General features: G+C 63.6%; 10 protein-coding genes. 1 reads left to right on the forward strand and 9 read right to left on the reverse strand.

Annotated elements, in window-relative coordinates; all coding sequences use genetic code 11:
• Positions 1-86 precede the first annotated feature (86 nt).
• Positions 87-1,985, forward strand: coding sequence for a bifunctional sugar phosphate isomerase/epimerase/4-hydroxyphenylpyruvate dioxygenase family protein (locus AC07UX_RS11260; RefSeq protein ID WP_495192089.1), 1,899 nt, complete (start codon positions 87-89; stop codon positions 1,983-1,985).
• Positions 1,986-2,137: 152 nt separating this feature from the next.
• Here AC07UX_RS11260 and AC07UX_RS11265 read toward each other — a convergent pair whose 3' ends face one another.
• The 9 genes from AC07UX_RS11265 to AC07UX_RS11305 all read right to left on the reverse strand — a co-directional run bounded on the left by AC07UX_RS11265 (position 2,138) and on the right by AC07UX_RS11305 (position 15,092).
• Entirely contained in the window at positions 2,138-3,439 is a 1,302-nt protein-coding gene (locus AC07UX_RS11265; RefSeq protein ID WP_495192090.1) for a carbohydrate porin, read from the reverse strand.
• Positions 3,436-4,329 carry a shikimate dehydrogenase gene (locus tag AC07UX_RS11270; protein ID WP_495192091.1) on the reverse strand — a complete coding sequence of 298 codons (894 nt, stop codon included), beginning with the start codon at positions 4,327-4,329 and terminating at the stop codon, positions 3,436-3,438. The genes AC07UX_RS11265 and AC07UX_RS11270 overlap by 4 nt, the downstream gene beginning before the upstream one ends.
• A gap of 24 nt (positions 4,330-4,353) precedes the next feature.
• A complete protein-coding gene (locus AC07UX_RS11275) occupies positions 4,354-5,706 on the reverse strand; it encodes an MFS transporter (protein WP_495192092.1) in 1,353 nt (450 codons plus the stop codon).
• A 165-nt stretch (positions 5,707-5,871) separates the two neighbouring features.
• Entirely contained in the window at positions 5,872-6,792 is a 921-nt protein-coding gene (locus tag AC07UX_RS11280) for a LysR family transcriptional regulator (protein WP_495192093.1), read from the reverse strand.
• A 61-nt stretch (positions 6,793-6,853) separates the two neighbouring features.
• The gene (locus AC07UX_RS11285; protein ID WP_495192094.1) at positions 6,854-8,995 is read right to left on the reverse strand and encodes a TonB-dependent receptor; all 2,142 of its coding nucleotides are present in this window, start codon (positions 8,993-8,995) and stop codon (positions 6,854-6,856) included.
• Between the two features lie 109 nt (positions 8,996-9,104).
• Positions 9,105-10,256 carry a hybrid sensor histidine kinase/response regulator gene (locus AC07UX_RS11290; RefSeq protein WP_495192095.1) on the reverse strand — a complete coding sequence of 384 codons (1,152 nt, stop codon included), beginning with the start codon at positions 10,254-10,256 and terminating at the stop codon, positions 9,105-9,107.
• Positions 10,253-10,828: a chemotaxis protein CheB gene (locus AC07UX_RS11295; protein WP_495192096.1), complete on the reverse strand. Its 576-nt coding sequence runs from the start codon at positions 10,826-10,828 to the stop codon at positions 10,253-10,255. Before AC07UX_RS11295 ends, AC07UX_RS11290 begins: the two co-directional genes overlap by 4 nt.
• The gene (locus tag AC07UX_RS11300) at positions 10,825-11,664 is read right to left on the reverse strand and encodes a CheR family methyltransferase (protein WP_495192097.1); all 840 of its coding nucleotides are present in this window, start codon (positions 11,662-11,664) and stop codon (positions 10,825-10,827) included. The genes AC07UX_RS11295 and AC07UX_RS11300 overlap by 4 nt, the downstream gene beginning before the upstream one ends.
• Entirely contained in the window at positions 11,649-15,092 is a 3,444-nt protein-coding gene (locus AC07UX_RS11305) for a response regulator (protein ID WP_495192098.1), read from the reverse strand. Before AC07UX_RS11305 ends, AC07UX_RS11300 begins: the two co-directional genes overlap by 16 nt.
• Positions 15,093-15,190: the final 98 nt, after the last annotated feature.

A 15,190-nucleotide genomic window follows, 5' to 3' on the forward strand; every position in this document is an offset into this window, starting at 1 on the left:
AACCCCATGCTATGCCCCGGTCAGTTCGGCCCGATTGCCGATGCTGACCGGGGTGAGGATGATGGCTGCCCTGTCGAGGAGCCGTCATGACCATCACCCGATCCCTGAACGCCATCGCCACCGTATCATTGCGCGGAACGCTGGAAGAGAAGCTGAAGGCCGCGGCTGCGGCGGGTTTCGCCGGGGTCGAGATTTTCGAGAATGACCTGATCGGGTCGGCGCTTTCACCCAAAGAGGTGCGGGCGATGCTGGACGATCTGGGCCTCGCCTGCATGCTCTATCAGCCCTTCCGCGATTTCGAAGGATTGCCGGGCGATCTGCGCCGCCGCGCCTTCGACCGGGCGCGGGCCAAGTTCGACCTGATGGAAGAACTGGGCACCGATCGCGTCCTCTTTTGTTCCAGCTGCCATCCCGCCGCGCTCGGCGAGCGGGCGCGGATCGTGGACGATTTCCGCGAACTGGGCGGGATCGCGCAAGAACGCGGCATTATCGTGGGCTATGAGGCGCTGGCCTGGGGCCGGCATGTCAACGACCATCGCGACGCCTGGGCCATCGTGGAGGCGGTCGATCAACCCCATATCGGCATCATCCTCGACAGCTATCATTCGCTCTCGCGCCAGATTCCGAGCGAGAGCATCCGGGGGATACGGGGCGACAAGATTGCCTTCGTGCAACTGGCCGACGCCCCGTTGCTGGACATGGACCTGCTGTACTGGAGCCGCCATTTCCGTAACCTGCCGGGACAGGGCGGATTGGATGTTGCGGGCTTCGTGGCGGAGATATTGCGTACCGGCTATGCTGGACCGCTCAGCCTCGAAATCTTCAACGACCGCTTCCGCTCCAACGCCGCGCGGCTGGTGGCGGAAGACGGGCATCGCTCGCTCGACTATGTCCGCGATGCCGCGCAACGGCTGATCGACCAACCGACCGCCATGCCCGCGCAGCAGCCAGTGCTGGGATGCGAGTTCGTGGAGTTTACCGCCGATGGCAGCGATGCCGCACGGCTGGGCAGCAGCTTTGCCTCGCTCGGTTTCACGCTGGTCGGCGAGCATCGCCAGAAGAAAGTGACGCGATGGCGGCAAGGTGGCGTCAACCTGATCGTCAATGCCGAGCCGAAGGGCTTTGCCAGCGCCTATCGCGCAACGCAGGGAACATCGATCTGCGCCATCGGGGTACGGGTGAAGGACAAGGCGGCGGTGCTGGCCCGCGCCGCCGCGCTGGGGATCAAGGCCTATAGTCCCGAAGGCCGGCCGGGGCGGATGGCGATGCCGGCGTTGCGCGGGGTGGGTGGCAGCCTCATCTACCTGATCGACGATCATGAAGTCGAAGGTCTTTGGGCGCGCGAATTCGACACTGTCGAAATGGATGCGGATGCCATCGGCGCGGATGTGCGCCACATCGACCATCTGGCCGCCGTCGTCCATAATGACGAATTTCTGTCCTGGCAGCTTTACTGGCGTTCGCTGTTCGGACTTGAGGCGCGAGCGGCGCAGGATGTGATCGATCCTTCGGGGCTGGTCCACAGCCAGGCGTTGCAGTCGGCGGACGGCGCGTTCCGGGTGACGATCAATGCGTCCGATGCGCGGGAAACCTTGTCCTCCCGGTTCCTCGACCATGGCCTTGGTGGGGGCTATCAGCATGTTGCGCTGACCACCGACGATATTTTCGCCACGGCCAGGGGCTTGCGCGACAACGGCGCGGCGATGCTGGAGATACCGGGCAATTATCATGCCGACCTGGCCGCGCGTTTCGACCTGGACGATGCGCTGGCGGCGCGGATGGCGCAGGATGGCGTCCTGTATGACGAGGATGGCGATGGCGCGGGCTATTGGCAGATGTATAGCCGAGCCTTCGACAAGCTGTTCTTCTTCGAATTCGTCCAGCGCACACAGGGCTATGGCGGTTATGGCGCGCCCAATGCCGGCGTACGACTGGCGGCGCAGAACCGGTTCCGGCCGGACGCGATCCCGGCGGCGACCTTGTAGGGAAATGGGCGCTTAACTTCGCACATTTCCCGCCGATTGCGACATTTACGAACAAATGTTGGAAATAATAGGATCGGGACACATCATGGCGAGCGTAGCGAAGGAAAGACGATATTCGCATATATCGGCTGCTGTAGGACAGCGCCCTGCCCTTACAGGATGAGTTTGATCGTCGCCCCCGCCACCAGCGCGTCGGGATAACGATCGGTCGCGCCGACGCGGTGGATATATTGCAGGTTGGGGCGTAGCAGCAGCTGCCGGGTCGTCTGCCAGCCATAGAAGATTTCGCCGCTCATCTCGTGCGTCTGCACCGCGACATCCTGCCCCATCGCGACCTGGTCCCGCTGGCGGTCGGCGATGCGCGGATTGACGCGGGCATAGACCAGCCCGAGGCCGAAATTGTCCTTCGGCCGGCTATCCCACAGACCGCGCGCGACGAAACCGCCGCTGATGAAGGTTGGCACGCGCGCAGTGTGGCGATCCGACAGGGTCAGCGTTCCGAACAGGCTGAGGCCACGATCGCCCGGCCCGAAGCGGACGATCATCTGTTCGCCCATGGCCCAGGCGCTCCACCTCTCCTGCCGCATCGCGGGCGAGAGGCCGGACAGCACGTAAGAATCGCCGTTGATGTCGTCGCGCACATCCGCGCGATCGGTGGTGTCGACCAGCCCGCCGATGCGCAGCAGACCCGGCAGGCCGCCCGGCTTCTGACCCGTCTTGAGCCCCAGTTCTACGGGCAAGACGAAGCTGTCGAAGCGGGGGGCGAGTTTCCACCCTGCCCCGGTCTGGGCGCGGAAGGCGTTGACCTCAAAACCCGCGACGGTGACGCTGAGGTTGGGCGCGATCTCCTGCCGGACGCGCAGGCCCCAGCGCGGGATCGGGAAGCCCGAAAAGCCGCTATTATAGAAAAGCGTGGTCGGGCGTGGACAGAAGGCGAAATTCTGAAACTGGCAACCGCTGGGCAAGGTCGCGAAATCGTCGCCCGTATGATAGAGGCCGAATTTCAGCGCGGTCCTGCCGCCGTTCAATTTCTGTTCGTAGCTGAGCTCAGCCGGACGCAGATCCTGGCCGCCGCCGAACAATTCCTGTACTTCGAACAGGTTGCCAAGGCGGGTTGCGGTGAGATCCTCCCCCTTGCGGTGGATGATCGTGGCGATGATCTTGCCGCCGTCGAGGCCGAACGCTTTGCCGGTGTCGATCGAGGCGGAGGCTAGCAATTGCTGTGTGTACGCCGCGCCGCCATCGCGCCCGCCAGTGATGCTGGCCGCGCTTTCGGAGACGTAGGAGAAAGTGAGATCTACCCCCTTGTCCTTTAGCCGCGTACGCCATCCGGGCTTGTTGGCTGGGGCCGGTGGCGCAGTTTGCGGTCCGGCCGGCGGCCCCTTCAACTGCGCGGCTTTGGCCAGCACGATAGGCGCAGGCACGACTATGGCGGGAGGCGTGTCGGCGATCATGCGGCGGCTCCTGCGCTGGCGCGATCGAAATCGCGGAGCATCCGCGCGGAATCCGGTTCGGTACCCGTAAACAGGGCGAAGGCGTGGGCTGCCTGCATCACCGCCATGCCGCCGCCGGTCAGCGTCGCGCAGCCCTTCGCCTGCGCTGCGGTGAGCAAGCCGGTCTGAAGCGGGAAATAGATGATGTCCGACACCCATTGATCGGCCACCAGCAGATCGGGATCGAAGGGCAGGCCGGGATGGCTGAGCATGCCGATGGGTGAGGTCTGGACGACGCCATCGGCACCGCCGATGGCGGCCTGCGCCGTGGCGGCGACCGTCACCTGCGCGGCGGGGAAGAGCGCGGCGAGGCGATCGGCCAGCGCCTGCGCCCGGTCCTGCGCCGGGTCGAACAAAGTGAGGCGCGTGGCGCCCAGGTCGAGATGGGCATAGCCGACCGCCGCTGCGGCGCCACCCGCGCCGATCATCGCGACATGGGCGCGCTTGTGCTGGCCAAGGCCGGTGAGGAAATGGGCGCGATAGCCCGACCAGTCCGTATTGTCGCCATAGGTCCGACCGTCCTCGAACAGGATGGTGTTGACCGCGCCCAGCGCCTTGGCCGCAGGCGACAGGCTGTCGAGCAGCGGCATGACGTCCTGCTTGAAGGGATGCGTGACGTTGATGCCGTCAAAACCCATCGCCGCCAGCATGGGGATGAGGCGTGGCAGGTCCGCCGCGTCATAGTCCATCATTTCGCCGTCGAGGATGCGATAGACCATCGGCAGACCGAGCGCGCGGGCTTCGCCTTCGTGCATTTGCGGGCTGCGCGATCCGGCGATGCCGCTGCCGATCAGGCCGCAGAGAATGGACGCGACCGGTCGGCCCGTATTCGATACGGGGGCTTGGAACATGGGACTTGTCCTTGATCGAGAGGGTCAGGCGGCCTTGGGCAGGCGGATGAGCGAAGCGCACAGGCCCGCCAGAACGACCGGCACCGCAAATATGCCGAAGATGATCGGCAGCGACACCTTGGCCGCGAGCAGGAAGCCGCCCAGCATCGGGCCGATCACCGCGCCGATCCGCCCGACGCCCATGGCCCAGCCGATACCGGTGCCGCGCGCTTCGGGTGGATAGAGGCTGGCGGCGAGCGGATAGCAGCCGTTGAAGCCGCCTTGCACGAAGACGCCGATCAGGAAGGCGGTGCCCAGCGTCAAGGCAAGCGGCATGGCGACCGATCCGAACAAAGTAAGTGCGGCCGCAGCCAGCGCCATATAGACCAGGATCAGGCGGCGTAAATCGAAGCGCATGGCGACGAGGCCGATCGAGGAGGTGCCGATGAAGGCGCCAATATTGTAGATGGCGCCAGCATAGATGGCGTCTTTTGCCGGCAGGCCGGCCTCGACCGCCAGCTTGGGAATCCAGCTGATGACGAAATAGAGGGTCATGAAACTGAAGGTGATGGCCAGCCAGAGCAGGACGGTGCTGGGTGCACGCCCTTCGCTCAGCAGGCCGCGCACGCCGGCGTTACGGGCTTCGCGCTGTGCAAGCGGCGGCAGTGCGTCCAATTGGGGCTGACCGATCGAGGCGAGCAGCTTGTTGGCTTTCACCAGAGCGCCCTTGGGTTGGCGGCTGAGCAGGAAGGCGATGGATTCGGGCAGCAACAGCCAGACCAGCGGAATGGCGGCGGCGCACAGGAAAGCGGCGCCGAGCAGCATCGCCTGCCAGCCATGGGTGGTGACATGGCTGGCTACGACGAACCCGGTGATGGTCGCGCCCACGGGATAGCCGGCCTGAAGGAAGCCGACCGCGAAGGTGCGATGCTTTTCAGGCGCATATTCGGCGGTGAGCGCGGCCATACTGGCGAGCACGGTGCCGATGCCGATGCCCACGACGAATCGGCTGGCAATCAGTTCGGGGATGGAGGCGGCGATGCCCGACGCAAACATCGCCGCGGCCATCATGATGAGCGAAGCCAGGATCAGCTTGCGCCGACCGAAGCGGTCGGCCAGCGGCGCGATGAGCAAGCCACCGGCGGCCATGCCGGCCAGCCCCGCGCTGAACACGACGCCCAGGCTTTCGGGGCTGACCTGCCAGTCGGAAGACAGTGCGGGCGCGATGTAGGATAGGATCAGCACATCCATGCCGTCGAGCATGTTGAGGATGAAGCAGGTGGCGACGACCAGAATCTGGCGCGTGGTCCAGTTGCCGTCGGACGACTGGGCTGGAGCATTGTCCACGGTTACGTAGGGCCGCACGGACACGGTGCCGCTGGCGGAATAACTGGCCATCTCGGAAAACGCCTTTCATCCTCTCGGGAGCCATCGGCCCCTTCGCATCAACCAACCCGGTGCCCTATGTGGTTCTATTCTGCGGGTCCGACCGCTATGTTGCGAACGATCCTTGCTTTCCATCATGCCAAATGCGCTTTGTCATGCCTTTATGTTATGGCTTGCTTATGGGAGTTTGGGCCGTGGCAGTGCCAGCAGGACCGAACGCGCGATTTCCTCGAACGTCTCGCCGATGATGGCGCGGGGCGATTCCAGATTGCGGTTCATATAGACCGGCAGCACGCCCGGCTCCTCAAACTCCAGGAAGCGTACGGTTTCGGCATGGGCCTGCATCGCGGTGAAACTGTCGACCAGCGCCACGCCCATGCCGTTGGCGACGAAGGCCACGGCGGTTTCGGCAAAGCGGATATAGGTCGCGACCTCCAGTTCCTGCCCCGCCCGTGCGAACATGTCGGCGATGATGCGGCCATGCGGCGTGTCCGGGCGGAAGGATTGCAGTTGTTCGCCGGCGATATCCGCCACGCTGATCCGCTCCCGGTCGGCGAGCGGATGGCTGGAGGGGACGGCGCAGACCATGCGCCCGGCGCCGATACGGCTGGACAGGATGTTGGGATGATCCAGCGGAAAGGCGGTCAGCGCATAGTCGCCGCGCTGGAGCGCCAGATAATCGGCCGCCTGTTCGACCGAGAGAATGTCGAACTGGATGGTGAGGCCGGGATAGTTTGCGGTGAGGCGCGCGAGCATCTGCGGCACGACCGAATGGCCGAGCGAGGGCGAGGCACCGACACGGAAGGTCCGGTCCTCCCCCTTGGCCAGTCGCTTGATGACATGGTTGAGGTCTTCGAACCCCTTATAGACATGCTCGATCTCGTCGAACAGGACGCGCGCCTCATGGGTGGGGACCAGACGGCCGCGGGTGCGGTCGAACAGGCGGAAGCGCAGCTTGTCCTCCATATGACCCAGCATGCGGCTGAGGCCGGGCTGCGACGTGCCGAGCATCTGCGCGGCGGCGCTGACCGTCTTGGCGATCATGATGGCGCGGAAAATCTCGATCTGGCGCAGGGTGAGCATGGCGCCCTCTACCACGATTTAAGCGCCTGTGGACATGGGATCGGAAAACGCCCTGCTTTCCGATCCGATATCGGCCTTAGAAGCGATAGTCCCAGGACAAGGTGAAGTTGCGCCCGCGCCCCGCGAAATAATGGGCGTTGTCATTGGGGCGGACGGTCTGGCTGTAATAGTCGATATAGAAGGTGTCGAAGATGTTCTGCGCCGCCAGTGTAAAAGCACCAAAGCCGGTCTGGTAGCGCAGCGACAGGTCGGTCACGTCATAGCCGTCGAACCGGTAGAGCGGGTTGTAATTGCCTGGTGCGCGTTCGAACTGGCGGGCAAGGAAGAATTGGGTCTGGATGCGCGCCGAAATCGGACCATGCGCATAGCTGGCCGCGACGTTCAGGCGATCGGGCGAGATATTGGCGCCATCCAGGTCGCGATCAACCACATCGACGCCATTGTCCGACCCATCGGTGCGGCCGATCAGATGGGCGTAACCGGTGGACAGGGTCAGGCCCGGCAGCGGCGTCTTGACGCTGAGATTAAGTTCCAGACCCTGAATTTCCACGCGCTGGCGCTGGATTTCGAAGGGTGCGCCGATCGCGGTCTGGACCAGCAGCGATCCATTCTTGCTGGTCGACCAGAAATAAGCGACGCTGGCGTCGACCGGACCACGCTTCACTTCCGCGCCGATTTCGCGATTGTTGGATACGATCGGTTCGATATTCACATAATCATCGATATCCACGCCCGCCGTGCCGACTGCGCGGGCGATGCGGCCAACGTCGGGGACGGTATAGCCTTCGGCATAGCTGGCATAGGCCCGGATGCCGGCCCATGGCTCCAGGATCACGCCGCCATTGACCAGCGTGTCGCTGAACCGTGGGGTGCCGCCCGATACCGCAAAGCCGCCATAGCTGGCGAGCGTGGTATAATCGTCGATGCTGATCTTCACATCTTCATGACGGACGCCCGCCGCGATCCGCAGCTTCTTGTCGAAAAGGGCCAGGTTCGCCTGCGCGAACGGCGCGATGCTGCGATAGTCTGTCGGCGGGACCCAGCTGCGGCCGGTGGCAATCAGCCTTTGTTCGGTAAGGTCGTAGAGCGCATCGACGCCGACGATGGCGGTCAGCGCCTCGAAGCCGGGGATGGTGCGTTCATAGCTGAGCTTGCCGCCATATTTGCGGCTACGGTTCTGCGACTGGTCGAACAATGTGCCGCCGGGCACGATCTGGAAAGTTGCGATAGGCGCGATTTCGCCGCCATAAGTATCACGCGAGCGGTTGAAGAAGATTTGCGCGATCAGATTGCCGCCGGCCAGATTAGTGTCGGTCAGGGTCAGCGCCGCGCTTTCGGTACGGCTGGTGGCCGGTACGCCGGGCGGCGTGCCGCGCACCGATGTCGTCGGCAGGTCGATGCGATAATTGCCGTTAGACGCGATATAGTCGCCCTCCCCCTTCAACTGGAAGCGGCTCATGGTGAGGTCTAGGCGTGCCGTGTCGCTCAAAGCATAGCCGAAGCGGCCAAACAGCGACCAACTGCGGCTGTCCTGCGTTTCGCCCTGGGTCAGGTCGGTGCCGACGCGATTGCCGTGGCCGTCATAGAAGGTGCCACGCTTTTCATAGGCCGCGCCGACCATCGCATCCCAGCGGCCACCGCGCCAGGCGAGCAGGCCCGCGACCTTGCCCCCAATGCCGTCGCCATGGAAGCCCGTGTCGGCATTGCCCTGCACCAGCATACGGCCAGACAGGCCGTCGCGTTTGGGCGGGGCGGCCGTCACCTGATTGACGATGCCGCCGGTCCCGCCAATGCCCTGCAAGGCGTTGGAACCGTAGATCAGTTCGACCCGATCGACGAAGAAGGGGTCGATAGTGAAGCCGTCGCGTGCGCCGTCGCGCAGCGGTGCAGTCTGCGGAATGCCGTTGATGGCGTAGAGCGGTGAGCGGCCGCGCAGCGTTTCGCCCGCGCCCGACAGTTTCTGGCGGGTGGGCGAGAAGGACGGGGTCAGCGTAGAGACAGCATCGACGATCGATCCGCCGATCGCCACCTGCTGATTGAGCGTTTCCTGATCGATGACGTCAATCGTGAGCGGCAGTGCGTTGGCCGGCAGGACCGAACGGGCCGCCGTGACGACGATATCGTCCGCGTCGGCGGCATGGGCGACCGGCGTAATAGCAGCCACGCCGGCGATGGACAGCGTCGTCGAGTTGAGCAGGATGGCGGCGCGACTTTTCATATTCCCCCCCTTTAACGGATGCGCCGGTCCGTTAGAGGAGAGGTTGGGCTGTTGCAAGTCATTAGCATATTCGTGTGTAATGGAGGCGGCAGACTGTTGCCTAAAAGGTTCAGACGACGAGCGCCTCCATTGTAGGCAGCCGCACCTGGAAGATGCTGCCCTCGCCCGGCACACTTTGCTTGAGCGAGAGAGCGCCGCCGTGCAGCGCCACCAGTTGCCGCACCAGCGCAAGGCCGATGCCCAGTCCCTCCTGCGGATCGCCATTGGGTTTCTTCACCTGGGCGAACAGGTCAAAGATGCGGGCCTGCATGTCGGCGGGAATGCCGATGCCGGTGTCTGCCACCTCTATTTCCACCCACCCATCGACGAGTCTCGCGGTCAACCGGACCTCACCGCCCGCCGGCGTATATTTGGCCGCATTGTTGAGAAGGTTCGAAGCGATCTGAACGATGCGGGCATAATCGGCGTCCAGCCAGACCGGTATGTCGGTAATGTCGAGAACGAGTCGATGCTGCGCTGCCTCGATCGCCGGCTGGCAAGCCTCCACCGCGAAGCCAAGCGCGTCCTGGAGCGAAATGCGCTGCGTCTTCAGGGAAATCTTGCCTTGGTCGATGCGGGCGATGTCCAGAATATCCTCGATCAGGCGGGACAGATGCTGGACATGGCGATCCATGCGGCCGCGTATCTCGCGCACGGCGTCCGTGCCCTCGCGCCGCTCCAGCAAATGGAGGCCGGCGGCCAGCGCAGCGATCGGATTGCGCAGTTCATGGCCAAGGATTGCGAGAAATTCATTCTTGCGCCGGTCGGCTGTCTGCAAGGCGGCGGCGAGCTTGGCCAGTTCGTCGCGCTGCGCGACGATCTGACGCCGCTGATCGTGCAGGTCGAAGAAGACGGCAGCCTTGGACCGAAGGATGTCCGCCTCGATCGGCTTCTGGATAAAGTCCACCGCCCCAGCCTCATAGCCGCGAAAGCGGCGTTGCAGATCGGTGGTGCCGGCGGTGACGAAGATGATCGGAACATGGCGGGCACGTTCGTTGCCGCGCATATATTCGGCCAGTTCAAACCCATCCATGCCGGGCATCTGGACGTCGAGCAGGGCCAGCGCGACATCATGGACCAGCAGCAGTTCCAGCGCCTCCTCGCCCGATCGGGCCTTGAGACAGATCAGGCCGTCGCGCTGAAGCAGTGCTTCCAGCGCGAGCAGATTTTCCGCCAGATCGTCGACCAGCAGGCAGTAGATGGGATGCGTTTCGCTCGTCATGTCGTCGCCAGTGCCAGAAGATAAGGGATAAGATCGTCCAGGGTCATCACGCGCGCGGATGGACAGGCCGCATGTGCCGCCTCCGGCATGGTGGCCACCTGCGCATCGGCGAAATCCTGTACAATGGCTGTCCCGCCGCCGGCGCAAACCGCTTTCAGCCCCGCCGCGCCGTCATGATTGGCACCGGTCAGGACGATGCCGGCCAGCGCCGGGCCGTAGGCGTCGGCTGCGCTTTCCAGCAGCACGTCTATGGCGGGGCGGCTGTGATTGACCGGTTCGTCCATCGACAGCGACAATGTCCGGTCCGCCTCCACGAGCAGATGATAGTCGGATGGGGCGAAATAGACGGTGCCGGGCCGGATCGGCTCCTTATCCTCCGCTTCCCGCACGGCGACGCGGCATTTCGCCGCGAACAGGGACACCAGCGCATTGCTGCGATCGGGCGGCACATGGACGACGATGAACAGCGGGACCGGAAAGTCGACCGGCAGTGCGGGCAGGATGCGCAGCAGCGCTTGCACCGCGCCTGCCGATGCGCCGATGGCGATGGCTTCGATGGGCGCCGCACTCATGCGTCCTGCCTCTGATAGATTTTCTCTTCACGCACGAAATCGGCAAAGGCGGGGGCATGGGCGGAAAAACGCAGGCTTTCCTTCGAACCGAGGCCAAGGAAGCCCTTGCGCGCGAGAGAGTCGCGAAAGAGACCAAGCGCCCGGTCCTGCAACGCGCGGTCGAAATAGATGAGGACGTTGCGGCAGGAAATCAGGTGCATTTCGGCAAAGACGGCGTCTGTCACCAGACTATGGTCGGAAAAGACGACTTGCGAACGCAGACTCTTGTCGAAGACCGCACGGCCATAATCGGCGGTATAATAATCGGACAGCGACGAGCGCGCGCCCGATTTTTGATGATTCTCGGTGAATTTGCGGATCTGGTCGAGCGGGTAGATGCCGGCCTCTGCCGCCCTGAGCGCATCGGGATTGATATCCGTCGCGTAGAACAGCGTGCGCTGGTCCAGCCCTTCTTCGCGGAACAGGATGGAGAGTGAATATAATTCCTCGCCATGGCTGCATCCGGCAACCCAGACCTTGAGCGATGGATAGGTGCGCAGATGCGGGATCACCTTTTCCCGCAATGCGCGGAAATAGGAGGGGTCGCGAAACATCTCGCTGACCTGTACGGTCAGATAGTTGAGCAGGCGCGGGAGCGTAGCGGGATCGTGCAGCACATGATCCTGCATCGCGGAGAAGCTGGCGAACCCCAACTGGCTGCGCGCCTGGAGCAGGCGCCGCTTGATCGAGGCACGCGCATAATGACGGAAGTCATAATGATAGCGCTGATAGAGCGCCTCCAGCAACAGCTGGATTTCGATATCCTCTACATTATCCAGCACTAGCGCGGCATCCATACGCGCACCAGCGAAAGCAGTTTATCGACGTCGATGGGCTTTGCCATATAGTCGTTGGCGCCCGCCTCCAGACAGCGTTGCTGATCGTCGGGCATCGCCTTGGCCGTCAGCATCAGGATAGGCAAGCCTGCCAGCCGCGCGTCGGCACGGATCGCGCGCGCGGCGGTGAGACCATCCATCACCGGCATCATCACGTCCATGAGGACGAGGTCGATGGTCTTGGCCGGATCGTCCGACGCGGCGACGAGCGCATCCAGAGCCTCTTGCCCGTTGCGGGCGATCTGTACCGAAGCGCCGCGCGGCTCCAATACGCTGGTCAGCGAATAGACGTTGCGCACGTCATCTTCCACGATGAGGATGCGGCGGCCCTCCAGCGCTGCATCGCGGTTGCGCGCCTTCTGGATCATCTTGCGCTGCTCTGGCGGCAGTTCCGACACGACCTGATGCAGGAAGAGGGACACTTCATCCAGCAGGCGCTCTGGCGACTTGGCGCCCTTGATGATGATGGAGCTGGAATAGCGACGCAGGCGCTGTTCGTCATCCGGCGAGAGGTCGTGCCCAGTGTAGACGATCACCGGCGGGAAGCCATGATCGCCCTCCTCGCTCAGCGTCTCCAGCAGCTTGAATCCGGACGTGTCGGGCAGCGTCAGGTCCAGAACCATGCAGTCGAAGGTCTGGCGGCGCAGCTGCTCCAGACATTCGGCCGCGCTGCCGACGCCGACCGTTTCGACGTCGTCGGTCAGCAACAAGCGGGAGACAGCGTCGCGCTGGACCGGGTCATCCTCAACAATGAGGACACGGCGAACGCGGGTCGCCAGCTTCGCCTGCAATCCTTCCAGTACCTCGGCCAATTGCTCGCGCTTCACCGGCTTGACCAGATAACCGACCGCGCCCAGCGATAGCGCCGCCTGGCTATGATCGGAGGCGGAGACGACATGGATCGGGATGTGACGGGTCGCGTCGTCATGTTTCAGGCGATCCAGCACGGTCAGGCCCGACTGGTCGGGCAGGCCAAGGTCAAGCACGACGGCGCTGGGCATATAGTCGCGGGCGAGACGGACGGCTTCCTCCGCCGTGCCGGCGATGATGCACTGGAACCCCATGTCGTGTGACAGGTCGCGCACGATCGAGGCAAATACCTCGTCATCCTCGATCACGAGCAGCAGGCGGCGTCCTTCGGCAAGGGCGGCGCGGTCATCCTCCAGGGCCCACTCGGGCGCAGAAGCACTGCGGACGGGTGCAGGATTTACCGTGGGGGCGGGCTGTGTGGCTTCGGCACGGGCCGGTACCGGAGCTGCGCGCGGCGCCACGGTCGAGGGATCATAGGCCAGCGGCACGGTCAGGGTGAAGAGGCTGCCCTTGCCCGGTTCGCTTTCCAGCGTGATGGCGCCGCCCAGCAGGCGGGCCAGCTGGCGCGAGATGGAAAGGCCAAGGCCGGTGCCGCCATAGCGGCGACTGATGGTTCCATCGGCCTGATGGAAAGCCTCGAAAATATGCCCCTGCTGTTCAGGCGACATGCCGATACCGGTGTCCCGCACGGCCAGCGACAGTCGGCCACCTTCGTCGGGAGACAGGGTCAGGCTGACCTTGCCCTGCTCGGTGAATTTGAAGGCATTGGACAGGAGGTTCTTGAGGATCTGCTCGATCCGCATCCGGTCCGTTTCGATCGCGCGGGGGCAATCGGAAGCGATATCGATCTCGAACGCCAGCGATCGACTTTCGGCGATCGGCTGGAACATCTGGCGAATATCGCCCGCCAGCCGCTGGAGCGGCACGGTTTCGGGCTGGACCTGGATATGCCCCGCCTCGATCTTCGACAGGTCGAGAATGTCGTTGATGAGCGTGAGCAGATCATTGCCCGATGATTCGATCGTTCGCGCAAACTTGACCTGCTCGGCGCTCATATTGCCTTCGGGGTTGTCGCCCAGCAGCTTGGACAGGATCAGGAGCGAATTGAGCGGCGTGCGCAGTTCATGCGACATGTTGGCAAGGAAATCGGACTTATACTGGCTGGCCTGTTCCAACTCGCGCGCCTTGACGGTGAGGTTGGCGGCGCCGCGTTCCAGTTCGTCGCGCTGGCTTTCCAGGGTCTGGGCCTGTTCCTCCAGCTGGCTGTTGGTCTGTTCCAGTTCGACCTGCTGCTGCTCCAGGCGGACCTGCGATTCCTTGAGCGCGCGCCCCTGCTCCTCCAATTCCTCGTTGGATACGCGCAATTCTTCGCTCTGCGCCTGCAATTCGCCGGACTGGCGCTGCGTTTCCTCCAGCGCGTCCTGAAGCCTGGCGCGGAAACGCGCAGAGCGCAGCGCAATGCCGATCGCGGGCGCCGCCTGTTCCAGCAACATCATCGTGGCGCTATCGACGGGCTGGAAAAAGCCCAATTCCATGACGGCGTTCACGACCTCGTCCGCCTTCGCGGGCACGATGACGAGATGACGCGGACGGTCGCGGCCCAGCGCCGATCCGATCGTCAGATAACCATCGGGAATATCCTGAAGGACAAGCGGCTGGCCGTCCGCCGCGACCTGACCAAGCAGCCCTTCCTTGACCAGAAAACCGTCGGGCACGACAGCGTCGGCGGGAATACCGAGCGTCGCGGCACGCTGAAACCGCCCGCCCTCGCCCTTGAACAAAGCGCCACCCTGAAAGCCGAGATAGCGGGCGAAGAAGGTGAGAATAGACTCCCCAAGCTCCTCGATGGACTTTTCGCCGCGCATGGCAGCGGACAGCCCCAATTGCCCCGCCTGCAACCATTGCTGACGGACGCGGGCGCGATTGGCGATACGCATCAGCATGAAGAGGGCGAGTGTCAGGCCCGCACCGATCAGGCTGGTGACGATGCCGCTGGTGATCGCGGTTTGCGACGCAGCCGCCATATCCTCCAGACGGATGGCGCGCAGGCGCAATTCTTCCTGCGCCATATTGTTGAGTTGCGCCCGGATCGCATCCATCTCGATCTTGCCGCGATCGGTCGTGACGATCTCCAGCGCGGCGGCGATGCCCCTGTTTCGGCGCAGATCGACGGTTTCGCGCAGTTCGGCCAGTTTCGCGTCCACATGACGCTTCAACACGGTGACATTGGCCTGCTGCGCGGGATTGTCCTGCGTCAGCGTCGCGACATTGTCCATTCGTGCGGTCAGATCCGCAACGGCGCTATTATAGGGCTCCAGATAGGCCTGCGTGCCGGTAAGCAGATAACCGCGCTGCCCGGTTTCTGCATCCTGCGCGGTCGAGAGCAGCTCGTCGAGCGCGATCAGAACGCTATGGGTATGGCGGACCGCCAGGTCGCTTTCTCGCAGGGTCTGGACATTGCGATAGGCGATCGTCCCGCTGATCGCGAAAAAGCCGATGCCCAGCAAGAGGCCCAGTGCGGACCAGAAAGAGCCGCGCGTAAGGGTGAGAGAGCCGAAAGCGGTTTTGATCGTTGCCATGGCCCCTCGCCTATACAGGTGTCGCGGCCCCGCCTAGCGGTTGTTTCGCTCCCAGTGCAAGGACTGTCCTACCCGGCTGACACAATCCTGATCTGCAT

The sequence above is a fragment of the Sphingobium sp. GW821-FHT02B05 genome (assembly GCF_059421905.1).

Excerpts from the sequence above, each read along its gene's own strand:
- AC07UX_RS11265 (WP_495192090.1), bottom strand. The coding sequence starts at position 3,439 with ATGATCGCCGACACGCCTCCCGCCATAGTCGTGCCTGCGCCTATCGTG.
- AC07UX_RS11305 (WP_495192098.1), bottom strand. The coding sequence starts at position 15,092 with ATGGCAACGATCAAAACCGCTTTCGGCTCTCTCACCCTTACGCGCGGC.
- AC07UX_RS11285 (WP_495192094.1), bottom strand. The coding sequence starts at position 8,995 with ATGAAAAGTCGCGCCGCCATCCTGCTCAACTCGACGACGCTGTCCATC.
- AC07UX_RS11295 (WP_495192096.1), bottom strand. The coding sequence starts at position 10,828 with ATGAGTGCGGCGCCCATCGAAGCCATCGCCATCGGCGCATCGGCAGGC.
- AC07UX_RS11290 (WP_495192095.1), bottom strand. The coding sequence starts at position 10,256 with ATGACGAGCGAAACGCATCCCATCTACTGCCTGCTGGTCGACGATCTG.
- AC07UX_RS11270 (WP_495192091.1), bottom strand. The coding sequence starts at position 4,329 with ATGTTCCAAGCCCCCGTATCGAATACGGGCCGACCGGTCGCGTCCATT.
- AC07UX_RS11260 (WP_495192089.1), top strand. The coding sequence starts at position 87 with ATGACCATCACCCGATCCCTGAACGCCATCGCCACCGTATCATTGCGC.
- AC07UX_RS11300 (WP_495192097.1), bottom strand. The coding sequence starts at position 11,664 with ATGGATGCCGCGCTAGTGCTGGATAATGTAGAGGATATCGAAATCCAG.
- AC07UX_RS11275 (WP_495192092.1), bottom strand. The coding sequence starts at position 5,706 with ATGGCCAGTTATTCCGCCAGCGGCACCGTGTCCGTGCGGCCCTACGTA.